Annotated in this window: 23 protein-coding genes; 16 read left to right on the top strand and 7 right to left on the bottom strand. The window is 62.8% G+C overall.

All coding sequences use genetic code 11. The features are described 5' to 3' along the window. Nucleotides 1-75 precede the first annotated feature (75 nt). Genes V3C85_RS09585 through V3C85_RS09600 form a run of 4 tightly spaced genes read left to right on the top strand, consistent with a single transcriptional unit; the run spans nucleotide 76 to nucleotide 3,443 of the window. Nucleotides 76-1,311, top strand: a complete 1,236-nt coding sequence (locus V3C85_RS09585; protein ID WP_331794860.1) for a flavin-containing monooxygenase — start codon at nucleotides 76-78, stop codon at nucleotides 1,309-1,311. Nucleotides 1,312-1,341: 30 nt separating this feature from the next. After that, entirely contained in the window at nucleotides 1,342-1,758 is a 417-nt protein-coding gene (locus tag V3C85_RS09590; protein WP_331794861.1) for a RidA family protein, read from the top strand. A 56-nt stretch (nucleotides 1,759-1,814) separates the two neighbouring features. Beyond that, entirely contained in the window at nucleotides 1,815-2,489 is a 675-nt protein-coding gene (locus tag V3C85_RS09595; RefSeq protein WP_331794862.1) for a DUF1028 domain-containing protein, read from the top strand. 27 nt (nucleotides 2,490-2,516) lie between these two features. Further along, nucleotides 2,517-3,443, top strand: coding sequence for a LysR substrate-binding domain-containing protein (locus V3C85_RS09600; RefSeq protein WP_331794863.1), 927 nt, complete (start codon nucleotides 2,517-2,519; stop codon nucleotides 3,441-3,443). Here V3C85_RS09600 and V3C85_RS09605 read toward each other — a convergent pair. After that, nucleotides 3,440-4,237 (bottom strand): helix-turn-helix transcriptional regulator, encoded by a 798-nt coding sequence (locus V3C85_RS09605; RefSeq protein ID WP_331794864.1) that lies wholly within the window; start codon nucleotides 4,235-4,237, stop codon nucleotides 3,440-3,442. The two genes, V3C85_RS09600 and V3C85_RS09605, sit on opposite strands and share 4 nt — an antisense overlap. Before the next feature lie 112 nt (nucleotides 4,238-4,349). Between V3C85_RS09605 and V3C85_RS09610 the strand changes: the two genes are divergently transcribed. The 6 genes from V3C85_RS09610 (at nucleotide 4,350) to V3C85_RS09635 (ending at nucleotide 11,098) form a co-directional block, all read left to right on the top strand. Then, the gene (locus tag V3C85_RS09610) at nucleotides 4,350-5,405 is read left to right on the top strand and encodes an ABC transporter ATP-binding protein (protein ID WP_331794865.1); all 1,056 of its coding nucleotides are present in this window, start codon (nucleotides 4,350-4,352) and stop codon (nucleotides 5,403-5,405) included. Next, the gene (locus V3C85_RS09615; RefSeq protein WP_331794866.1) at nucleotides 5,405-6,328 is read left to right on the top strand and encodes an ABC transporter permease; all 924 of its coding nucleotides are present in this window, start codon (nucleotides 5,405-5,407) and stop codon (nucleotides 6,326-6,328) included. The genes V3C85_RS09610 and V3C85_RS09615 overlap by 1 nt, the downstream gene beginning before the upstream one ends. Then, nucleotides 6,325-7,125: an ABC transporter permease gene (locus V3C85_RS09620; protein WP_331794867.1), complete on the top strand. Its 801-nt coding sequence runs from the start codon at nucleotides 6,325-6,327 to the stop codon at nucleotides 7,123-7,125. The genes V3C85_RS09615 and V3C85_RS09620 overlap by 4 nt, the downstream gene beginning before the upstream one ends. Nucleotides 7,126-7,146: 21 nt before the next feature. Beyond that, entirely contained in the window at nucleotides 7,147-8,169 is a 1,023-nt protein-coding gene (locus V3C85_RS09625; protein ID WP_331794868.1) for an extracellular solute-binding protein, read from the top strand. A 70-nt stretch (nucleotides 8,170-8,239) separates the two neighbouring features. Beyond that, nucleotides 8,240-8,995 carry a nitrilase-related carbon-nitrogen hydrolase gene (locus V3C85_RS09630; RefSeq protein ID WP_331794869.1) on the top strand — a complete coding sequence of 252 codons (756 nt, stop codon included), beginning with the start codon at nucleotides 8,240-8,242 and terminating at the stop codon, nucleotides 8,993-8,995. A 3-nt stretch (nucleotides 8,996-8,998) separates the two neighbouring features. Beyond that, on the top strand, nucleotides 8,999-11,098 hold the full coding sequence (locus V3C85_RS09635) for an oxidoreductase (RefSeq protein WP_331794870.1): 2,100 nt from the start codon (nucleotides 8,999-9,001) through the stop codon (nucleotides 11,096-11,098). A gap of 6 nt (nucleotides 11,099-11,104) precedes the next feature. Here V3C85_RS09635 and V3C85_RS09640 read toward each other — a convergent pair whose 3' ends face one another. Genes V3C85_RS09640 through V3C85_RS09660 form a run of 5 tightly spaced genes read right to left on the bottom strand, consistent with a single transcriptional unit; the run spans nucleotide 11,105 to nucleotide 15,303 of the window. Then, nucleotides 11,105-11,893 (bottom strand): ABC transporter permease, encoded by a 789-nt coding sequence (locus V3C85_RS09640; RefSeq protein WP_331794871.1) that lies wholly within the window; start codon nucleotides 11,891-11,893, stop codon nucleotides 11,105-11,107. Next, entirely contained in the window at nucleotides 11,890-12,663 is a 774-nt protein-coding gene (locus V3C85_RS09645) for an ABC transporter ATP-binding protein (protein WP_331794872.1), read from the bottom strand. Before V3C85_RS09645 ends, V3C85_RS09640 begins: the two co-directional genes overlap by 4 nt. Further along, nucleotides 12,660-13,100 carry a hypothetical protein gene (locus V3C85_RS09650; RefSeq protein ID WP_331794873.1) on the bottom strand — a complete coding sequence of 147 codons (441 nt, stop codon included), beginning with the start codon at nucleotides 13,098-13,100 and terminating at the stop codon, nucleotides 12,660-12,662. The genes V3C85_RS09645 and V3C85_RS09650 overlap by 4 nt, the downstream gene beginning before the upstream one ends. Nucleotides 13,101-13,102: 2 nt before the next feature. Further along, complete coding sequence (locus V3C85_RS09655; RefSeq protein ID WP_445942012.1) at nucleotides 13,103-14,071, bottom strand: YVTN family beta-propeller repeat protein; 969 nt, start codon at nucleotides 14,069-14,071, stop codon at nucleotides 13,103-13,105. Next, the gene (locus V3C85_RS09660; protein WP_331794875.1) at nucleotides 14,071-15,303 is read right to left on the bottom strand and encodes an ABC transporter substrate-binding protein; all 1,233 of its coding nucleotides are present in this window, start codon (nucleotides 15,301-15,303) and stop codon (nucleotides 14,071-14,073) included. Before V3C85_RS09660 ends, V3C85_RS09655 begins: the two co-directional genes overlap by 1 nt. A 100-nt stretch (nucleotides 15,304-15,403) precedes the next feature. On the opposite strand from V3C85_RS09660, the gene pedF reads away from it, so the two are divergent. The 6 genes from pedF to V3C85_RS09690 all read left to right on the top strand — a co-directional run bounded on the left by pedF (nucleotide 15,404) and on the right by V3C85_RS09690 (nucleotide 21,384). Next, nucleotides 15,404-16,105 carry a cytochrome c-550 PedF gene (pedF, locus tag V3C85_RS09665; protein ID WP_331794876.1) on the top strand — a complete coding sequence of 234 codons (702 nt, stop codon included), beginning with the start codon at nucleotides 15,404-15,406 and terminating at the stop codon, nucleotides 16,103-16,105. Nucleotides 16,106-16,109: 4 nt separating this feature from the next. Then, complete coding sequence (locus V3C85_RS09670) at nucleotides 16,110-17,048, top strand: transporter substrate-binding domain-containing protein (RefSeq protein ID WP_331794877.1); 939 nt, start codon at nucleotides 16,110-16,112, stop codon at nucleotides 17,046-17,048. Between the two features lie 70 nt (nucleotides 17,049-17,118). Then, complete coding sequence (locus tag V3C85_RS09675; protein ID WP_331794878.1) at nucleotides 17,119-17,661, top strand: CoxG family protein; 543 nt, start codon at nucleotides 17,119-17,121, stop codon at nucleotides 17,659-17,661. A gap of 43 nt (nucleotides 17,662-17,704) precedes the next feature. Further along, nucleotides 17,705-18,190, top strand: coding sequence for a (2Fe-2S)-binding protein (locus V3C85_RS09680; RefSeq protein ID WP_331794879.1), 486 nt, complete (start codon nucleotides 17,705-17,707; stop codon nucleotides 18,188-18,190). Between the two features lie 11 nt (nucleotides 18,191-18,201). Next, the gene (locus V3C85_RS09685) at nucleotides 18,202-20,580 is read left to right on the top strand and encodes a xanthine dehydrogenase family protein molybdopterin-binding subunit (RefSeq protein WP_331794880.1); all 2,379 of its coding nucleotides are present in this window, start codon (nucleotides 18,202-18,204) and stop codon (nucleotides 20,578-20,580) included. A gap of 15 nt (nucleotides 20,581-20,595) precedes the next feature. Next, on the top strand, nucleotides 20,596-21,384 hold the full coding sequence (locus V3C85_RS09690; protein ID WP_331794881.1) for an FAD binding domain-containing protein: 789 nt from the start codon (nucleotides 20,596-20,598) through the stop codon (nucleotides 21,382-21,384). 83 nt (nucleotides 21,385-21,467) lie between these two features. Here the strand turns inward: V3C85_RS09690 and tyrS are convergent, their stop codons facing one another. Further along, complete coding sequence (gene tyrS / locus V3C85_RS09695; protein WP_331794882.1) at nucleotides 21,468-22,718, bottom strand: tyrosine--tRNA ligase; 1,251 nt, start codon at nucleotides 22,716-22,718, stop codon at nucleotides 21,468-21,470. Between the last annotated feature and the right edge of the window lie 40 nt (nucleotides 22,719-22,758).

Below are 22,758 nucleotides of genomic sequence, written 5' to 3' on the forward strand. Positions count from 1 at the left end.
GCGATATAATTCGTACTTTGAAACTAACCTTTCGCATCTCATCCTGCGCGGGACAGACAGCACAGGGGAAACCGCATGGCAGAGCAGGTGAATACGGTGATCGTCGGGGCAGGGCAGGCCGGTATCGCCATGAGCGAGCACCTGAGCCGCGCCGGGATTGACCATCTGGTGCTGGAACGGTCGCGCATTGCCGAACGCTGGCGCAGTGAGAGGTGGGATTCGCTGGTGGCCAATGGCCCCGCTTGGCATGACCGCTTTCCGGGGCTGGAATTCCCCGGCTACGGCCCCGATGATTTTCCCGGCAAAGAGGACGTGGCCGCCTATTTCGAGGCCTATGCCGCCCAGATCAAGGCCCCGGTCCGCTGCGGGGTTGAGGTGACCTCGGTCACCAAGGCCGAGCATGGGTTTCTGGTCGAGACATCGCAGGGCCAGATTGCAGCGCGCAATGTGGTGGCGGCAACGGGCCCGTTTCAGAAACCGGTGGTGCCCGATGTGGTGCCCGCCAGCACCGGGATCACCCAGATGCATTCCACCGCCTATCGCAACCCCGGCCAACTGCCCCCCGGCGCGGTGCTGGTGGTGGGGTCGGGGTCGTCCGGCACACAGATCGCGGACGAGTTGAACCGCGCAGGCCGCCGCGTCTTTCTGTCGATCGGGCCGCATGACCGCCCGATGCGGCGCTATCGCGGCAAGGATTTCGTCTGGTGGCTGGGAAAGCTTGGCAAATGGGATCTAGAGGCCCCCATGCCGGGGATGGAGCATGTGACCATCGCTGTCAGCGGTGCCTATGGGGGGCGCACCATCGACTTTCGCACCCTGGCCGCCGAGGGCATCACGCTGTTGGGGCGCACAACGGCCTATGCCGATGGCAAGCTGACGCTGGCACAGGATCTGAAAACCAACATCCACCGCGGCGATGGCTATTATCTTGCGCTGCTGGACGAGGCAGATGCCTTTGCCGCAGCGCAGGGGCTTGACCTGCCGTCTGATCCCACAGCGCGCGACATCGGCCCCGACCCGGTCGATGTAACCCAACCGCGCCTGACCCTTGATCTGGCAAAGGAAGGGATCGGCAGCATCATCTGGGCCACTGGCTTTACCCAGGATTTCGGCTGGCTGCGCGTTGATACCTTTGATGCCAAGGGCCGGCCCGATCATCACAAGGGGATTGCCAGACTGCCCGGCCTGTATTTCCTGGGCCTGCCGTGGCTGTCACGGCGTGGGTCCAGCTTTATCTGGGGGTGCTGGCAGGATGCCCAGCACCTTGCCCAGCACATTGCCACCGTTCGCAACACCCAGACACCGGCCTGACGCGCCGCGACCCTTATCGGAGATTTTAGCTTGGCCCACACACGCTATCGCCCCTTCAACACCAAAGACACCTATCCCGAACAAAAGCTGGACACAGACCTGTGTCAGGTCGTCGCCACGCGGGGGGGCACCACCCTGTGGATGCGCGGTGCCTGCCCGCAAGACCTGGATACAGCCGTCAATCTGGCCAGCCACGACCCGGTCGAGCAAACCCACAAGGTGATGCAGAACATCCGCCAATTGATCGAAGAGGCCGGCGGGCAGATGGAGCATCTGGTCAAGCTGGTGGTCTATCTGACAGATGTGCGCCATCGCGAACCGGTTTATCGCACCATGGGCGAATATCTGAAGGGCGTGCATCCGGTCTGCACTGGCCTGACGGTTGTGGCGCTGGCCCGGCCTGACTGGCTGGTGGAAATAGACGCCACTGCCGTTATCCCTGACTGACGCCACCGCCTTCACGCCCCCCGAATACCCCGCGGCCCGCGACAGGAGCATCGCCCATGACCTTTTCCCTTGTTGCCCGCTGTGCGCAAACCGGACAGTTCGGCATCGTGATTTCGTCATCATCGCCCGCGGTGGCCGCGCGCTGTGCCCACGTTCGGGCCGGGATCGGGGCGGTGGCCAGCCAGAATGTCACCGATCCGGCGCTGGGCCCTATGCTGCTGGATGCGCTGGCGTCTGGTCAGGGGGCGACAGCGGCCTTGGCGCAGATCACGACGGGGCGGGCGCATATCGACTATCGCCAGTTGCTGGTGGTGGATGCAGAGGGCGGCACCGCCATTCATTCGGGCGCGCAGGTTCTGGGGCTGTGGGGGCAGGCGCAGGGCACAGATTGCGCTGCGGGGGGCAATCTGCTGGGCGATGCCGATGTGCCCGCCGCCATGGTGCGCAGCTTTGAGGCCGCCAAGGGCCATCTGGGCGATCGCCTGATACAGGCGCTGCACGCGGGCTTGCAGGCCGGGGGCGAGGCGGGGCCAGTGCATTCGGCCGGTCTCAAGATCGCGGACAGGCTATCGTGGCCCTTGGTCGATCTGCGCATCGACTGGGCCGAACACGGCCCCGTTGCGGCGCTTGCGCAGGCTTGGGCAGTGTATCGGCCGCAGATGGCGGCCTATGTGCAGCGCGCCGAAGACCCGACCAAGGCCCCGTCCTATGGGGTGCCGGGCGATGCCTGACCCGGCCCGGATCTGACGGGAAACAGCATGGCCCTGCGCTTTACACTGCGCCAGTTGGAATATCTGATCGCCGTTGGCGACTGTGGCTCGGTTGCCGAGGCGGCCGAGAAGGTGGGTGTGTCGTCGCCGTCGATTTCGGTGGCCATCGCCCAGATCGAGGCCCAGTTGGGGCTGGCGTTGTTCATCCGCCGCCATGCGCAGGGCGTCTCGCTGACCCAAGCCGGACGTCAGGTGCTGGATCAGGCGCGGGTCGTTCTGGCGGAAGCCGCCCGGATGACCGAGATCGCCAGCCAGATCAGCGGCGTGGTGCGCGGCAGTCTGCGGGTGGGCTGTCTGCTGACCTTTGCCCAAGTGATCTTGCCGCAACTGCGACGGGGCTTTGTCACCCGCTTTCCCCAGGTCGAGTTTCAGCAAAGCGAAGGTGATCAGGATGATCTGTTCGATGGCCTGCGACGGGCGCGGTTCGATGTGGTGCTGACCTATGATCTGAACATTCCCACCGATCTGCGGTTTGAAGCCTTGGCCACCCTGCCGCCGCAAGCGGTGCTGCCCGCCGATCATCCTTTGGCCGGGCGGGCGTCGCTGGCCCCGGCTGATCTTGCGCCCTTTCCCATGGTGCTGCTGGATCTGCCGCACAGCGCCGATTATTTCCTGTCGCTTTTTGCCAGCGCCGGGGTCAAGCCGATCATTGCCGAACGCACGCGCGATATTCAGGTGATGCGCAGCCTTGTGGGCAATGGCTTTGGCTATTCCATCGCCAATATCCGCCCGCTGTCGGACCGCGCCCCAGATGGGATGCCGCTGAAGACGGTGCCGCTGTCGGCCGGGGTGCGCCCGTTGCGCATCGGGCTTTTGCAGGCCGAAGGCGCAGGGCAGGTGCAAACCGTGCGCGCCTTTGCCGATCATGCGCGCCAACAGATCGCAGCCGGCGTGCCGGGGTTGATACAGCCCTAACCGCCAAGCGATTGCAGCAAGGGCAGCATCAGGGCAAACAACTCGGCCTGTGACGAAATCCGGCAACGGCTGTAAAGTTGTTTGCGAAACACCTTGACCGTTTGCGGCGACAGGCCCAGCCGCAGACCGATCGACACGGTGGAATGCCCGCGCAGGATCAGCAGCGCCACTTCGGCCTGACGCGGCGAAAGGCTGATCTGGTGCCGGGCGTCGGCTGCGCGGGCCAACATCAGGGCGGTATCTTCGGCCGGGCCGCTGGCGCGTGTCAGGCCCGCCCAATGCATCTCGGCCAAAGCCACGATGACGGGGGCCAGTCGCTGGCAAGCCTCGATGTCGCGCGGGCCAAAGCCCTGGCCCGATCCGGCATCGCGCCCAAGGCACAGGTTCACCGATACCCCCGATGCCGGATAGGCGACAAAGGTGATTTCATCGGTCAGCGTGGTGGCTTCGTAATACTCGATGAAATAGCGGCTGCGGTGAAAGGCATCGGGGGCGATGTCACGCAGCCGGTAGGCGCCGGCAGCGGCGCGGCTGAGATGCAGGTCAAAAAACGGATCAAGCCGGTAAGCCCCGGCAAGATAGGTGTCAGTCAATGCGGCAAACACCTGCGCCGTATCGGCGCGCCGATACAGAACCTGCGGTGGCCCCGCATCGCGATAGGCCAAAAGGATCAGGTTGTCAGGGGCGGCAATGGCGCGGAACAGATCCCATAACGCGGCCTCAAACCCCGGCTGGCCCTGATGCCGGATCGCCGCCGCCAGTTGGCTTTCGGCAAGGTTGGGCAAGGGCGTCATCGGGCCATTCGCATGGGGCTGCCCCTGTGTTGATACCTCTCTGGGGGTATATACCCCCTGAACGGGCTGGGTCTAGGCTGGATTTGTGTCAACTGGGGGTATGGTCCGCGCCATGAGCATTGCTGTCGATATCCGCTCTGCCGTCAAGCGATACGGCACGTTCACTGCCCTGCACGGGGTGTCCTTGGCCATTGATGACAATGAATTCTTTACCCTGCTGGGGCCATCTGGTTGTGGCAAGACCACCTTGCTGCGGATGATCGCGGGGTTTGAGGGGATCACCGACGGCGAAATCCTGCTGTTTGGCCAGACCATTGCCGGGCTGGAGCCGAACCACCGCCCCGTCAACACCGTGTTTCAGCAATATGCGCTGTTTCCGCATATGACGGTGCAAGACAACGTGGCCTTCGGGCTGAAAATGAAGGGCTTGTCCGCCCCTGAACGCCGTGCCCGCGCCGGGCAGATGCTGGAAATGGTGCATCTGTCGGCCTTTGCCGACCGCCTGCCGTCACAGCTTTCCGGGGGCCAGCAACAGCGCGTGGCCTTGGCCCGCGCCCTTGCGCCCGCACCAAAGGTGCTGCTGCTGGATGAGCCGCTCTCTGCGCTGGATCTGAAATTGCGTCAGGCCATGCGGGTCGAGTTGAAGCAATTGCAGGAAGACACGGGCATCACCTTTATCTTTGTCACCCATGATCAGGAAGAAGCCCTGACGATGAGTGATCGCATCGCGGTGATGAGTGCGGGCCGCGTGCAGCAGGTGGGCACGGCCCGCGACATCTATGAAGCGCCGGTGAACCGCTTTGTTGCCGATTTCATTGGGGAAACCAATCTGTTGGAGGTGGATGTTCAATCTGTCTCGAACGGGGTGGCGCAGGTGACATTGCCGGGGGGGCACCGCTTGGCCTGCTCGGCTGCCACCGATGCGCTGGGGCGTCATCATCTGTCGATCCGGCCCGAGCGGGTGTCGCTGGTGGCCGGGGGCGATGTGCAGGCCGTGGTGCAGCGGGTGGTTTATCTGGGCAGCGATCTGCAACTGGTGGCGCGGCTGGAGGGCGGGCAGGAGGTGCAGATCCGCCTGCAAAACGCCGCCAGGACCGAGGTTCCCAGCCCCGGCAGCCACGTCGGCCTGATGATCGAGGCAGGTGCTGCGCGCCTGTTGGCCGACTGATGGCGGGGGGGGCGATTGATCCGGGCACCAAGGGGGGCGAAGGCTATCGCGGCCTTGTTGGCCCGCTGTTGGTGCCGACCTGGGTGATGATTGGCATCTTTCTGGTGCTGCCGGTTGGGCTGATGGCGGTTTATTCGTTTCTGACCAAAGAGTTCCGGGGCGGTGTTGAATGGCAATTCTCGCTTGCGGCCTATGACCAGTTCTTTCTGAACCGTGGCCTGTTCGGGGATGAGCCCCCGACCCTGGAATGGACCTATATCGCGATATTCTGGCGGTCGATCTGGCAGGCGGGGTTGGCGACCTTGATCTGCCTGCTGGTGGGCTTTCCTGCCGCGTGGTTCATCGCCACGCGGCCCCCCGCCAGCCGGGGTGTGTGGCTGTTCTTGATCACCATTCCCTATTGGGTCAACCTGTTGATCCGCACGGTCAGCCTGAAATTCCTGATCCGCGACAACGGCCCGCTGAACGAGGCGCTGATGGCCATTGGCCTGATCGACGGGCCGCTGCCGCTGGTCAACACCAATCTGGCGGTGCAATTGGGGCTGTTCTACAGCTATCTGCCGTTCATGGTGCTGCCGATCTATGCCGCCGTGGAACGCTATGATTTCGCCTATTCCGAGGCGGCGGCCGATCTTTACGCCAATCGCTGGGTGGTGCTGCGCGAGATCGTCTTGCCCATCGTCAAGCCCGGCATCGTGGCGGGCTGCATTCTGGTGTTCATCCCCTCGCTGGGGGCCTTTCTGGCGCCCGATCTGCTGGGCGGGGCCAAGACCTTCATGATTGGCAGCCTGATTGAAGAACAGTTCAAGGGCAGCCTTGGCAACTGGCCCTTTGGCGCGGCGGTTTCGATGATCTTGATGGCCTTGGTGATGCTGGCGCTGATGGTCTATGCACGTCAGGCCGCCAAGGGGGGTGGGCAATGAAGGGTCTGCGCCATTACCCCGGTTTTCTGGGCCTGACCCTGATCTGCCTTTTGGTGCTCTATGCGCCGCTGCTGGTGGTGACGGTTTATTCCTTCAACGGATCGGCCAGCATCACCAGTTGGGGCGGGTTTTCGCTGCAGTGGTATGCCGATGTCTTTACCGGCCCCGAGGCGCCGCGCTTTGCCCAGGCGGCATGGAATTCGCTGACCATTGCCACGATGGCCGCCACCGCAGCCACCCTGATCGCAACCGCTGCGGCTGTGGCGATGCTGCGCGGCGGGCGCTTTCGCGGGCGTCAGGCCACCTTTGCGCTGATCAACCTGCCGCTGATGGTGCCCGAGATCGTGACCGCCGTGGCCACGCTGATCTTTTTCACCCTGCTGGGCCTGACGACAGGCTATCTGACGATCCTGCTGGCCCATATCACCTTTTGCATCCCCTTTGCCTATCTGCCCATCGCGGCCCGGCTGCAGGGGATTGATGCGGCTTACGAACAGGCGGCGCGTGATCTTTATGCCAGCCGCTGGCAGGCCTTTCGGCTGATCTTGTTGCCGCTGATGGCGCCGGGGGTGGTGTCTGGCTTTCTGTTGGCCTTCATCATCTCGCTGGATGATTTCATCATCACCAATTTCGTCAAGGGCGCGGGAATGGAAACGCTGCCGACGGCGATTTTTGGTTCGGTCAAACAGGGCATCAAGCCCAATATCATGGCCATTTCCACCCTGATGCTGGCCGTTTCGGTGCTGTGCGTCAGCCTGTCTTACATCCTGACCCAAAAGGGCCGCAGAAGCCCATAACCCCAACCTGGAGTGTTGCAGATGAGAAAGTTCCTGATCCCCACGGCCCTGTTGATGGCCAGCCCGGCCTTTGCCCAAGGCGAGCTGAAGGTCTATCATTGGTTCGAATATATCCCGCAAGAGTTGGTGGACAAATTCACCGCAGAAACCGGGATCACGGTGACCATCGACACCTATGACAGCAACGAATCCATGCTGGCCAGCCTGAAGGCCGGCAAACTGGGCCAGTATGATGTGGCGGTGCCAGCCGATTACATGGTGCAGATCATGGCCGGTGAAGGCATGCTGGATAGTTTTGCCGCCGAAGACCTGCCGAATTTTGGCAATATTGCCCCGCAGTGGCTGGATGTGCCGTTTGATCCGGGTCGCCGCTCCTCTATCCCTTATCAGTGGGGGTCCACTGCGTTCAGCGTGAACCGAGATGTCTATCAGGGCGATATTTCGTCTTTGTCGATCATCTTTGATCCGCCTGCCGAATTGAGTGGCAAGATCAATGTGCTTGACAGTCAGGGCGAGGTTTTGGCGCTGGCGTCGATGTATCTGGGCATGCCGCAATGCAACACCGACCGCACCCAGCTTAAGGCCCTGTCCGATATGCTGGTGGCGGCAAAGCCGCATTGGGCCAGCTTTGGGTCGGACACGGCCAAGGATGTGCTTGTTTCGGGCGATGCGGCGGCAGGCATGATCTATAACGGGTTTTCTGCCAAGGCCCGGGCCGAAGGGGCCAATGTCGAATATGCCTATCCCAAGGAAGGCTATGTGGTCTGGATGGATAACGTCGTCTTGCTGAAAGACGCCCCCAACCGTGACAACGCGCTGGCCTTCATGAATTTCCTGCTGCAACCCGAAAACGCCGCAGCCGTCACCAATTACGCGGCCTATACGGCAGGTGTCACCGGGGTAGAGCCGTTCCTGGACGAGGCGATCAGAACCAGCCCCGAAAACAACCCGCCCGCCGATGCCCCCGCCGGCAGCTTTGTCGCGGTCTGTGATGAGGCGACCCAAAAGCTGTATGATGCGATCTGGATCAACCTCAAGAAGTAACCTTGGGGGGCCAGCGTTGCGGCTGGCCCCTTTGCCGTGGCAAAAATTTCAGGGGGGGCGGGGCATCACCATGCGCATCGCCATTTGGCAAGGGCAGTCGCCCGCATCTGATCTGACATCGGCCATCACCCAGGCAGAGGCAGCCCTGCGGGCGGCGGGGGCCTTGGGGGCATCGGCGCTTGTGCTGCCGGAAATCTGGTTGCAGGGCTATAATCAACCCGATCTGCGCGCCCGCGCCTTGGCGCAGGACGATGCGGTGTTCGATCGGCTGGCGGCGGTGGCGCAACAGGCCGGTTGCGGCCTTGTCATCGGCTATGCCGAGACGGCAGGGGGGGCCTTGTTCAATGCGGCGGCCTATCTGGCGGCCGATGGTCAGACGCGGGCGCATTATCGCAAACTGCAGCTTTATGGCCCGCGCGAACATGCCCTGTATCAGCCCGGGGCCCAATATGTGACCTTTGCCCTGGGGCATCTGACGGCGGCCATGTTGATCTGCTATGATGTGGAATTCGCCCCCCATATCGCGCGGCTGGCGGCGATGGGGGTGGATCTGCTTTTGGTGCCAACGGCCAATATGCAGCCCTTTACCCATGTGGCAGACCATACCGTGCCCGCGATGGCCGCAAATCATGGTCTGGCCATCGCCTATGCCAATTATTGCGGGGCCGAGGGTGATCTGACCTATGTCGGCGGCAGTCTGATCGCTGGCCCGCATGGCGAGGTTCTGGCCAAGGCCGGGCACTTTCCGGCGCTTTTGCTGGCCGAAATCCCGTTGCCCGATCCGGCCCGGATCTCAACACAAGCCAAAGATCTGAGGGAAATCTGACCCATGGCGAAAGACAGCCAGACCAGCCGTTACGACATTCTGTTCGAACCCATGCGGATCGGCCCCAAGCTGGCCAAGAACCGCTTTTATCAGGTGCCCCATTGCAACGGGGGCGGCTATCGTGACCCGTCGGCCGTGGCCGAGATGCGGCGCACCAAGGCCGAAGGCGGTTGGGGGGTGATCTTCACGGAACAGACCGAAATCCACCCCAGTTCCGAAATCACACCCTTTATCGAGCAGCATCTGTGGGAAGATAAGGATATCCCGGCCCTTGCCGCCATGACCGAGGCGATGAAATCGCATGGTGCGCTTGCGGGCATTCAACTGGCCTATTCCGGCATCAACGGGCCAAACCTTTACAGCCGCGAGGTGCCGCTGGCGGTGACGGGGGGGCCGATCCTGACCTTTACGTCAGACCCGGTTCAAGCCCGCACGATGGATCGTGAAGACATCCGCGATCTGCGCCGCTGGTTCCGGGCGGCCTTTCGCCGGTCGCAGGCGGCGGGGTTTGATCTGATCTGCCTTTATGGCGCGCATGGCTTTGGCATCTTGCAACATTTTCTGTCACGCGCCACCAATCACCGCACCGACGAATATGGCGGCAGTCTGGAAAACCGCAGCCGGTTCTTGCGCGAAATCATCGAAGATGCGCGCGAAGAAACCAAGGGAGAGTTGGCCATCACGCTGCGGCTGTCGCTGCACGAGGCCGGCAGCTTTGGCTTTTCCAATGCCGAACTGCGCGATTTCATCGAAATGCACGGCGATCTGCCGGATTTGTGGGATCTGGCCCATGGCACATGGGAGGCCTGTTCCGGCACCAGCCGCTTTGCCGCCGAGGGCGCGCAAGAAGACCTGGTGCGCGGCATCAAGGCGCTGACGTCAAAGCCGGTGGTGGGGGTGGGGCGCTTTACCTCGGCGGATGCGATGGTGCGCCAGATCACCTCGGGGGTGCTTGATTTCATCGGGGCGGCGCGGCCCTCGATTGCCGATCCGTTCCTGCCCAAAAAGATCGAGGAAGGCCGGTTTGACGATATCCGTGAATGCATTGGCTGCAACATCTGCGTGTCGGGTGACATGACCGGGGCGATCAGCCGTTGCACCCAGAACACCGCCTTTATGGAGGAATGGCGCAAGGGCTGGCACCCCGAACGCCCGCGCGCCAAGGGGGCGTCCGACACCGTGTTGGTGGTGGGGGCGGGGCCTGCCGGGCTTGAGGCGGCCTTGCAGGCGGCGCGGCGTGGGTATCAGGTGACGCTGGCCGAAGCGGGCACGACCCTGGGCGGGCGGGTGGCGCGCGAGCGGGGCTTGCCCGGCCTGTCGGCCTGGGGGCGGGTGGCGGATTATCGGATCGGCCAGTTGGCCCCGCTGACCAATGTGCAGATCTATCGCGACAGCCCGTTGACGCCCGAGGATGTGCTGGGATTGGGCGCGCAGCATGTGGCGATTGCCACCGGGGCAAGCTGGCGGCGCGATGCGGTGGCGCGGCTGCATCTGCACCCCATCCCCACCGATGCAAGGATGCCAGTCTTTACCCCCGATGATGTGATGGCGGGCCAAGGGCCGACGGGTGGGCGGGTCATGCTTTATGATGACGATCACTTTTACATGGGGTCAGTGATTGCCGAAGCCTTGGTGGCGCAGGGCTGCACGGTTGACTTCGTCACGCCCGCGGCGAAACTGGCCGAATGGTCGGAAAACACATTGGAACAGGCCATCATCATGCGCCGATTGCTGGGCTTGGGCGTGCGGGTGCAGTGCAACACCGCGCCCGAGGCGATTGGTCCGGCAGAGGTGACGCTGGCCTGCACCTGGACGGGGGCCACCCACAGGATTGCCGCGGATGCCGTTGTCATGGTGACGGCGCGCCAGCCGCATGATGCGCTGTTTCAGGCGTTGAAAGCGCGCCAGCCCGACTGGCAGGCCGCCGGGGTGATCAGCGTCAAGCTGATCGGCGATGCCGCTGCGCCGGGGCCGATTGCCTGGGCCACCTATGCCGGACGACGCTTTGCCGAAGAGATCGACACGACCGATGATCGGGGCGACACCCCCGCCTTTCGGCGCGAGATCGCGGGGCTGGAGCCGGGGCCAAGCCGATTGCCATAGGGGGGGTCAGGCCTTGGCCTTCATCTGACCGCGGGCCGGATCATACCCCCAGACCGCACCCGCGGCGAAAATGGCCAAGGCTAGGCCCGTCCACCCCAAGGCGGGCAGGTTTAGCTGGCCATAAAGCGCAAAGCGGATCAGTTCGACCGATTGGGTAAAGGGGTTAAGCGCGCAGGCGCGGGCCAGATGCGGCGAGGCCTCGGCCATTTTCCACAAGGGGTAAAGGGCCGAGGACAGAAAGAACATCGGGAAGATGACGAAGTTCATCACACCGGCAAAATTTTCAAGCTGGCGAACCAGCGACGACAACAGCAACCCCAGCGCGCCCAGCATCAGACCGGTCAGCAGCAGGGCGGGCAGCGCCAGCAAGATGCCGGTGGCGGGCAGGTTCACCCCCCACAGCAGGGCCGTTGCGTAAAAGGCAAGGCATTGCAGCAGCGACACCAGAGTGCCCGCCAACAGCTTGGCAAACAGCAGCCACCAGCGGGGCAACGGCGCAGTCAGCAACAGCCGCATCGACCCCATCTCGCGGTCATAGACCAGGGACAGAGAGGATTGCATGCCATTGAACAGGCAGATCATCCCCAGCAACCCCGGCACGATATAGGTGTCATAGGTGACATAGGTGGCATAGGGCGGGGTGATCGACAGGCCAAGGGCCGCGCGAAACCCGGCGGCAAAGATGAACAGCCACACCAAGGGGCGCACAAGGGCGGCAACCAACCGGCCTTTCTGGCCTATAAACCGCAGCGCCTCGCGGTGCAGGATGGCCCTCAGCGCGGTCAGCCAGATCATGTCGGGGCCTGTGTGGGCTGCGGGGATGCCCGCGGGGATGATGATGCGCCCGGTGCGGCGTGAACAGGCGCAGCGGTCAGCGCAAGAAAAGCCTGTTGCAGGCTGGCCGGGGGGGCGATGCTTTCGGCCCGGGCATCGGCCAAAAGGCGGCCCTGATGCAGGATCAAGAGATGATCGGTGGCGCGCACCTCATCTGTCAGATGGGTGGCCCACAGCACGGTCAGCCCGTCTGCGGCCAGATCATGCACATGGGCGACGATGGATTGGCGGGCGGCCGCGTCAAGGCCCACGGTGGGTTCGTCCAGCAGCAAGACAGCCGGTCGGTGGATCAGGGCGCGGGCGATTTCCATGCGCCGCCGATGCCCCCCGTTCAGGTTGCGCACGGGTTCGGCCGCGCGTTCGGCCATGCCAAGGCGGGCCAGCGCTTCTGCCGTGCGGGTTTCCGCCGTGCGGCCGGAAAGGCCATGCAGCGCTGCAAAATACAGCAGGTTGCGCCGCACCGTCAGATCAAGGTCAAGCGTGGGTTGCTGAAACACCACGCCCATGCTGGCCAGCGCCGCGCGGGGGCTGCGCGCCAGATCATGCCCGGCCACCGTGATCTGCCCCTGCGGCGCCGTGAACAGCCGTGTCAGCAGGCCAAACAGCGTCGATTTCCCTGCGCCATTTGGCCCCAGCAGCGCGGTAAAGCCGGGCGACAGATCAAAGCTGACCTGATCAAGCGCCTGTTTCGCACCATAGCGAAACGACAAGGAATGCACCGAGAGGGTCACTCGATCACGATGTCCAGCCGTTGCAGATCGCCCGTGGTGCCCGGCACTTTCAGTTCATAGCGGCCGGGCTTGATCGCGATAAAGCCGATTTCCATTTCTCCGGCTTCGTCAAATTCGATCGAGTCGAGTCCAAGCGGGCGGATTTCCAGGCCTTCGACCACGATCTCATCAATCCAGATGGCGCGGAAAAACTCGGCCCCCGCCAGACCGAGTTCCTGGCTGCCATCACCTTCGATGGTGAATTCGTAATACCGGCCCGACTTCAGGGCCCATGGTGCCGGGGCCAACGGCTGGCCGGCGGACAGGGTGATGGGGGGCAGGTCGATCTTGTTCTGGGCCGACAAAAGGCCTGCAAGCCCCAGTTCGGGCGCCGCTGTCTGGGCGGTTGCGGCCAGGGGCAGGGCGGCCAGCAGGGCGGCAGTGAAAAGGTGCTTCATGATTATTCCTTTGGGCTGGGGCGCAGGGCCGCGCCCCAGGGGAAGCGGCCGACCTTGATGGATTTGATTGCCTGACGGGCGGCGACATCGATCACCGTTACGTCGCCGGAAACGCCGTTGGTGGTGAACAGTTTGGAATGATCTTTCGAAAAGGCCATGTGCCAGACGCGGCGGCCGACCAGAATGTAATCCTCGACCTCATAGGTTTCGGCATTGATCACCGCCACATGGTTTGACGGGCCAAGGGCCACGAAGACGGTCTTTTCATCAGGGGTGAATTCAAACCCCACGGGTTGCACCAGATCAGAGTTCACGCCCTGAATGGCAAAGCGGATCTTGGCCTTTTCGGTCTGGGTTGCGGCGTCAAAGACCGACACCGTGCCGCCGATTTCGGCACTGACCCACAATTCATTGGTGGCCTTGGTGAATTCGGCATGCCGGGGGCGGGCATCCACCAGGGTATTGGCGAAGATCTGGTTCGTTTCGGTGTCGATCCAATGCGCCATATTGGTTGTTTCAGAGGTGGTCACCACGATGCGCCCATCCGGCGATACGCCCATGCCCTCTGGCTCGATCCCCACGTTGATCTGGCTGACGACCCTGCGGGTTTCGGTATCAACCACCGTCGTCACCGCATCATCTTCGTTGGCGATATAAAGATGGCGGTTGTCAGGGTGCAGAACGAATTGTTCCGGATCTTCGCCCGAGGGCAGATCATGCAGGATTTCGCCGGTATCGGGGTTCATCACCTGCACGGCATCGCTGTCGGAGGCGCAGATATAGACCACCGAGTGATCCTTGGAAAAGGTGATGCCGCGCGGGCGTTCGCCGGTGGGGATGGTGCGCGTCACTTCCAGCGTGGCGACGTCGATCACGCTGATCGTGTCATCCTTTTCGTTGGTCACCCAGATTTCTTCGCCCAAGGCGGGCAGGGCAGTTGCGCACAGCAACAGGGCAAGGGGCAGGCGCATCATTCGGTAAACTCCGTGCAGGCGCTTTCGGGCTGGTCAAGGCCAAGGCTGTCCATCTCGTTGCGTTGGTGCAAAAAGGCGGGCAGCGGCGCGAGGGTGACAAGGGCGCGGTCATTGACTACGGCGATCGGCTGGCGCAACTGGCCGTTCCAGTGCCGAAAGCTAAGGGCACGGCCCTTGAACCCATCAAGGGTGAAGTCCGGGCCCAGCATATAGCTGCGCAGGCTGGCCGGATCGGCGCTGTTGGTGCGGGTGACGGCCTCGCCAATGGCCCGGATGGCGGCCCAAGCGGCATAATCCTGGCCTCGCATCGCGCGGCGGGCATGATCTTCGAACCGGTTTTGCAATTGCACCGCCCCCCAGGCCTCGATCACCGGGGCCCAAGCCTCGGGATGCAGGCCTTCGGTTCCGGCGACAGGGCGGGGCAGCCAGGTGTTGTGTTCGACATAGCGGCCGAAATCATCGGTCGGGTCGGCCACCAGCATCACATCGTGGTCGGGGAAGTCTTGGGTAAAGCGCGGGATCTCTTGCATGGTCGAGTCGCGCAGATCGGTGTCAAAGGTCCAGGCCTTTTCGGCGTCAATCGACAGGCCGAATTTGGTGGCCGACCGGCGCAGATGATCGGCAAAGGCCTGATCATCGGCAGTTGCCCCCACGATCATCACCAGACGCTGCCACTGTTTTTCGGCCAGCACCTGCATCAGCGCATCGGTGCGGGCGCTGTCTTCGGGCAGGGTGTGCAGCAGGTTGGCGCGGCAATCGGCGCTGCGCAACGCTGCGGCCCCCGAAGCGACATTGAACAAAAGCGCGCCCTGTGCCTCGGGCAGATCGGCCACGGCAAGGATCTGGGGCGCGGGCGCATCAATCAGGATCAGCCGCGATTGCGCCAGCGCACTGCGGGCAGCGGCCAGCAGATCACCGCCGGGTTCGACAGAGTGCACCGCCATTTGATAGTCATGGCCCAGAAACTGCCCCGTGGTCTGATTGTCTTTCAGCGCCACCTCGGCCCCGGCAAGGCCAAGGTCTTCGGGAATGGGGTCAAGGTTTGACAGAACCGGGGGCCGGTCCACCTCGGCCCGCAGATAGGTTATGGCCACAGGTGCTTCGGCCAAGGCAATCTGTGGGGCAAGGGCCAGCACGGTTGCGGCCATCAACGTCAGCCAATGTGTCATTGTCATCCTCTCGCTGGCCGACAGCTTTTCTGTTCCGCCGCCCGGGCGAAATACGACCATGGTCTGACACCCCGGGCGCATGGACCTGCACCATGGTCGAATGGCCCCGATCTGTGGCGGCGGCTATCCCTGACGTCGAACAGGATGGAGGAGAGCCCTGATGACCCGTTTCCGCAAGATTGAGCTGATCCGCTCCAGCCTTGGCCTTGGTCTTGTGGCCGCGTTGGCCTGGGGCGGGCTTGCCAATGCCCATGGCGATGTCGCCCCACAGCCGGTGAACACCGATGCCCTGCCCGAAGTGGGCGAAGAGTGGTTGACCGAGAACCCATACCGCGCCGAAGCGGTTGGCGAGGAAATCTGGTGGCAGGCGGTGCTGATTGGCGATTCCGGCTATAACCAGAACTGCGCGCGCTGCCATGGCCTTGGCGTGGTGTCGGGCGGGCTGGCCCCAGACCTGCGGTTCCTTGAGGCCGAAGAATACGGCGATGAATGGTATGTCGAGCGGTTCCAGCACGGCTACACGCAGGATGGCACCACCAAGATGCCGGCCTTTGGCGAAATCCTAGGCCAAAAGGCGGGCTGGGCGATCCGCACCTATATCGAGACGCGGCCCGAAGACGGGGCGCTGGACAGCCATGCCGCGCGCCTTGGGGCCATCCGCGACGAGTTGGCGGCAGGCGGGGGCGATGATGCCGTGCTGAAAGCCGAGTTGATGGAGATTGCCACCCAAGTCGCCACGGCATCGGGGGCGCCAAAGGCCGATTCAGCGGCGCTGCGGGCGGCTTTGGCGCTGGATGGCAGCGATATGGCGAAAAAGCACGCGTCGGAAATGCTGACCATCGGCTTGTCAGCGGCGCATTGATCCGATGCGGCGCGGTCTTGCCCTGACCCTGTGCCTGTCGCTGGTGGCTGCTTTGGCCCCGGGCGTGGCACAGGCGCGCTGCGAAGGCTTTGTGCCCGGCCAGCGCCCGCAAAACACCACGACGCAGGATATGGGAACAACGCTGGATGATATCATCGACCGGGGCTGGATCGAATTCGCCGTCTACGAGGATTTCCCCCCCTACAGCTGGAGCGAAGGCAGTCAGCCGCGCGGCATTGATATCGGCATCGGCAAGATCATTGCCGAAAGTCTGGGCGTCAATCCGCGCTTTCGCTTTGTGCAGGCAGGAGAGACGCTGGACGCGGATCTGATGAACTATGTCTGGAAGGGTGCGGTGATTGGCGGGCATGTGTCGAATGTGATGCTGCGCGTGCCCTATAACAGCGACTTCACCTGCCGGGTCGAACAGGTGGTCTTCACCGGGCAATATGCCGACGAGCGGGTCGCCATCGCCTGGGCGCGGGGGGCCTATCCAGATGCGGATGGGGTGGCCCCCGACAGTGACGGCCGGGTAGATGGCGCGCCGGTGCCGGCCTTTTTCCGCTTTGATACCGTGGCGGTCGAGAATGACTCGATTGCCGATTTTTACCTGACCAGCCTGCCGGGCGGTGGTCTGGCGGACAAGATCAGGCGCTATCCGACGATGGCGGCGGCGATGGCGGCCCTGCGGGCGGGTGAGGTGATGGCCGCGATGGGCCCGCTGACCCAGTTGCAGGCGGGGGCCGATGCAGGCATCGGGGTGCATACCCCGCCGATGCCGGGCTTTGCCGCCGGGCGCTGGACGCTGGGGCTGGCCGTCCATACCCAGCACCGCGATCTGGGCTATGCGGTGGATGATGCTGTGGCCGCGGCGCTTGCCGATGGCCGCATCAAGGCGCTTTATGATGAATTCGGCGCAAGCTTCCTGCCGCCCCAGCGCTGACCTACGACTTTTGTTCCATAGCGGGGCCGCAAGACGCGCCCTAAGCTGCCACCTTAAGGGAGACCCCATCATGCAGATGTCCGATAGCCGCGAGATCAAGGCCAGCCCAGAAACCGTCTGGGCCGCGATCCTGAACCCCGAAGTGCTGAAGGAATGCATTCCCGGCTGCACCGAAGTAACGGGCAGCGCGACGGATGGCTATGAAGCCTCGGTCACGCAAAAGATCGGGCCGGTCAAGGCCACGTTCAAAGGCGCGGTCACGCTGTCGGATATTGACGAGGGCCGCAAGGTTACGCTGTCGGGCGAAGGCAAGGGCGGGCCTGCGGGCTTTGCCAAGGGCGGGGCGACCGTCACGTTGGAGCCGGTGCCCGCGGGCACGTTGCTGACCTATGATGTCGATGCCTCGGTCGGTGGCAAGCTGGCGCAGTTGGGCAGCCGGATCATTGATGGGGTGGCCAAGAAAATGGCCGATGAATTTTTTGGGCGGTTTCAGCAGGTGGTCGAAGGCCCTGCCGAGCCTGCCGAGGAAGAGGCCGCCGACGCCGTCGCCCAGACCGGGGATGGCGCGGAAGGAGAAAAGAAAAAGGGCTGGCTGAAGCGGATGCTGAGCTAAGCCTTGTGACAAAAGACCTAGGGAATTTCCAAGGGAGGAAACCATGACGAAAGTCACGATGACCGTGAACGGCAAATCCGTTTCGGCCGAAACGGAAGGCCGCACCTTGCTGGTGCAATACCTGCGTGAGGGGTTGGGCCTGACCGGCACCCATGTCGGCTGCGACACCTCGCAATGCGGGGCCTGCGTTGTGCATGTCGATGGCAAGGCCGTGAAGTCGTGCACGGTTTTTGCCGCCGATCTGCAAGGGGCCGATGTGCGCACCATCGAGGGCATGGCGAATGCCGATGGCAGCCTCGGCGTGGTGCAGCAGGCGTTTCAAGACCATCACGGCCTGCAATGCGGGTTCTGCACGCCCGGCATGGTGATGGCCTCGGCCGCGTTGCTGGCCGAAAACCCCAAGCCGACCGAAGCCGAAGTGCGCCATTATCTTGAGGGCAATATCTGCCGGTGCACGGGTTATCATAACATCGTCAAGGCGGTTCTGGCCGCCAGCGGGCAAGACATGCCTGCCGTTGCAGCCGAATAAGGGGGGTTGAAATGCCGAAAGATACCGGAATTGGCGCCTCGTCAAAGCGCCGCGAAGACATCCGCTTTCTGACTGGAAAGGGGCTTTATACCGACGATCTTAGCCTGCACGCCCAGGCCCATGCGGTGATGGTGCGTTCCAATGTGGCCCATGGCCGGATCGTGTCGATCGACACGGCCACCGCTGCAGGGATGCCTGGCGTTCTGGCCGTGTTCACGGGCGAGGATTTTGCAGCCGTTGGTGGCAACCCGGCGGGCTGGCTGATCAACAGCCGTGATGGCACCCCGATGCGCGAGCCAAAGCGCCCGGTGCTGGCGCATGGCAAGGTGCGCCATGTGGGTGATGCCTATGCGGCGGTGATTGCCGAAACCTATCAGCAGGCCAAGGACGCAGCCGAGCAACTGGCCGCCGATACCGAGATCGAGGAACTGCCCGCGATTGTCGATATGAAGGCCGCTCTTGCCGATGCAGGCAACCGCGTTCATGACGAAATCCCCGACAACCTGTGCTTTGACTGGGGCTGGATCGAGGACAACCGCGCGGCTGTGGATGCCGCGATGAAGGCCGCACCGCATGTTGTCACGCTGGAGTTGACCAACAACCGCCTTGTGCCGAACGCGATGGAGCCGCGTGCCAGCATCGGCGAATACAACACCGGCACGGGTGACTACAAGCTGACCACCACCAGCCAGAACCCGCACCTGACGCGCCTGCTGATCGCGGCCTTTGTCATGGGGATTCCGGAAAACAAGCTGACGGTGGTTGCCCCCGATGTGGGCGGCGGGTTCGGATCGAAGATCTATCACTATGGCGAAGAAGCGCTGGTTCTGGCCGCGGCCAAGAAACTGGGCCGCCCGGTGCGCTGGACGGCGGAACGGACCGAAAGCTTTTTGTCGGATGCCCATGGGCGTGACCATGTGACCAGGATCGAACTTGGCTGCACCAAAGATGGCGAGATTCTTGCCATCCGCACCGAAACCCATGCCAATGTCGGCGCCTATCTGTCGAACTTCTCGACCGCGACGCCCACCTTCCTGCATGGCACGCTGATGGCTGGCCCCTATAAGGTGCCGCATGTCTATGTGAACGTGAAGGCGGTCTTTACCAACACCGCCCCGGTTGACGCCTATCGCGGGGCGGGCCGGCCCGAAGCGACCTACAGCCTTGAGCGGGTGATTGACAAGATGTGCCGCGAGCTGGGCCTTGACCCGTTCGAGGTGCGCCGCAAGAACCTGCTGACGCCCGACCAGTTCCCCTATACCACGCCGGTGGGTCTGGTGTATGACACCGGCAATTATCAGGCCACGCTGGACAAGGCGGTGGATCTGGGCGACGTGGCCGGGTTTGACGCCCGCGTGGTCGAGTCAAAGGCGCGGGGCAAGCTGCGCGGCATGGGCCTTTCCACCTGGATCGAGGCTTGTGGCATTGCGCCGTCAAACCTTGTCGGCATTCTGGGCAGCCGGGTTGGTCTTTACGATGCCGCAACCGTGCGGGTGAATGCCACCGGCAATATCAGCGTGATGGTCGGGGCACATAGCCACGGGCAGGGCCATGAAACGGTCTTTGCCCAGATCGTGGCCGACCGTCTGGGCATCCCGGAATCCTCGGTTGAGATTGTGCATGGCGATACGTCGAAAATCCCCTTTGGCATGGGCTCTTATGGCTCACGCTCGCTGGCGGTGTGCGGCAGTGCGATGAACAAGGCCGTCGACAAGATCGTGGCCAAGGGCAAGAAGATCGCCGCCCATATGCTGGAGGCGTCAGAAGACGACATCACCTTTGACGATGGCAAGTTCAGCGTGGCAGGGACCGACAAGGCCAAGACCTTTGGCGAGATCGCGTTTTCTGCCTATGTGCCGCATAATTACCCGCTGGAAACGCTGGAACCGGGGCTGGAAGAAACCGCCTTTTATGATCCGGGCAACTTCACCTATCCGGCTGGCGCCTATATCTGCGAGGTAGAGGTGGATCCTGACACCGGCAAGGTGGATGTGGTGCGGTTCACCGCTGCAGATGATTTCGGGAATGTGATGAACCCGATGATCGTCGAAGGCCAAGTGCATGGCGGTGTGGGCCAGGGTATCGGGCAGGCTTTGTGTGAAAACACCAGCTATGATGAAAACGGCCAGCTTTTGACCGGATCGTTCATGGATTATGCGATGCCACGCGCCGATGATGTGCCGTTCTACACGGTCGATCATTCGTGCAGCACGCCCTGCACGCACAACCCCTTGGGGGTCAAGGGCTGCGGCGAGGCCGGGGCCATCGGCACCCCGCCTGCGGTGGTGAATGCGGTGCTCGATGCCCTGCATCGCGGAGGCATCAGCCATGTCAGCCATATCGACATGCCGGTTTCGCCGGGCCGTGTCTGGCAGGCGATCAACGGTTAATCAGGGGGAAAGACCATGCATAATTTCGAATTTGTCAAACCCTCGTCGATTGCCGAGGCGGCCAAGGCCCTGTCATCGGATGGCGCGCAAGCGCTGTCGGGTGGGCAGACGCTGTTGCCGACCATGAAGCAGCGGCTTGCAGCCCCCGAAGTTCTGGTCAGCCTGACCGGGATTTCCGAGATGCAAGGCGTGTGCATGGGTGATGGTGGCCTGCATGTCGGCGCCGCGACCCCCCATGCCGTGGTGGCGCGTGACGCTGCGGCCCATTACCCGGCGCTGGCCAGCCTTGCGGGTGGCATCGGTGATCCTGCTGTGCGCAATCGGGGAACGATTGGCGGATCGGTCGCCAACAACGACCCGGCCGCCTGCTATCCGTCGGCGGTTCTGGCCTCGGGGGCGACGGTGGTGACCAACACCCGCAAGATCGCTGCGGATGACTACTTTCAGGGTCTGTTCACCACGGCGCTGGAGGAAGGGGAGTTCATCACCAGCGTGATCTTCCCGGTGCCGCAAAAGGCCGCTTATGTAAAGTTCAACCAGCCTGCCAGCCGCTTTGCGCTGACGGGGGTGTTCGTGGCCAAATATGCAGATGGCGTGCGCGTGGCCGTTACGGGTGCGTCAAATGAGGGCGTGTTCCGCTGGACCGAAGCGGAAACGGCCTTGGCTGCGGATTTCTCGCCTTCGGTTCTGTCGGGGTTGACGGTGGATGCGGGCAATCTGATCAGCGATCTGCACGGAACGGCCGCCTATCGCGCCAATCTGGTCAAGGTGCTGACAGGCCGCGCTGTGACCAGCGCGCGCTAAGCCCGCACCCCACGGTCTTGAACCACGCCCGGCCCCTGAGGGGGGCCGGGCTTTTTCATTTGCAAGACAAAGGGGCGCGGCCCTTAGCCCAGAGTGACCAGCGCGTGGCGCTTTTTGCCGGCCGTCAGCTTCAGCGGTTCGGCCAGATCGCCCGCGCCAAGGCGCAAGCCGGCATCGGTGATGATCTCATCATTGATCCGCGCCCCGCCTTCGGAAATCAGGCGCTTGGCATCCTTGCCACTGGCCGCAAGCCCCGCCCGCACGAACAGTTGCACGATGCCAAGGCCCTCGGCCATTTCGTCTGCCGCGATGGTGACGGTGGGCAGATCGTCGCCGATGCCGCCCTTTTCAAACACTTCGCGCGCAGTGGCTTCGGCGGCCTGTGCCGCCTCGGGCCCATGCAAAAGGGTGGTCACGGCATTGGCAAGAATGATCTTCGCAGCGTTGATCTCAGACCCCTGCAGCGCGCGCAGACGGTCGCAATCTTCAAGCGGCAGTTCGGTGTAGAGTTTGAGAAAACGCCCCACATCGGCATCGGTGGTGTTGCGCCAGAACTGCCAGAATTCATAGGGCGAATACATGTCGGCATTCAGCCAGACAGCCCCGTTCTGCGACTTGCCCATCTTCTTGCCATCAGATGTGGTCAAAAGCGGCGAGGTCAGGCCAAAGACCTGATGGTCGATCACGCGGCGGGTCAGATCGACGCCGTTGACGATATTGCCCCACTGATCCGATCCGCCCATCTGCACAAGACAGCCATAGCGGCGGTTCAGTTCCAGAAAATCATAGGCTTGCAGGATCATGTAGTTGAATTCGAGGAAGGACAGCGATTGTTCGCGGTCAAGCCGTGACTTCACCGATTCAAACGACAGCATCCGGTTGACGCTGAAGTGCCGGCCAATATCGCGCAGGAAACCGATGTAATTCAGGCTGTCCAGCCATTCGGCATTGTTGACCATGATGGCATCGGTCGGCCCGTCGCCAAAGCTGACATAGGGCGCGAAGGCGCGTTTGATGCCGGCGATGTTGTCGTCGATCTGGGCATCGGTCAGCAGCGGGCGTTCATCGGCACGAAAGCTGGGATCGCCGATCTTGGTGGTGCCGCCGCCCATCAGCACAATCGGCTTGCCGCCGCATTTTTGCAGCCAGCGCAGCATCATGATCTGGATCAGCGATCCGACATGCAGCGACTTGGCCGTGGCGTCAAAGCCGATATAGCCCGGAACCACACCGTTCAGACAGGCCTCGTCCAGCGCCTGATAATCCGTGCAATCGGCCAGAAAGCCACGGGTCATCATCACGCGCATGAAATCTGATTTCGGGTGGTAGGTCATTGCGGCCTCATGTCATAGAATGGGGCGGGTATAGCGCCAC

Source organism: Pseudotabrizicola sp. L79, from assembly GCF_036553525.1.
Taxonomy (GTDB): Bacteria; Pseudomonadota; Alphaproteobacteria; order Rhodobacterales; family Rhodobacteraceae; genus Pseudotabrizicola.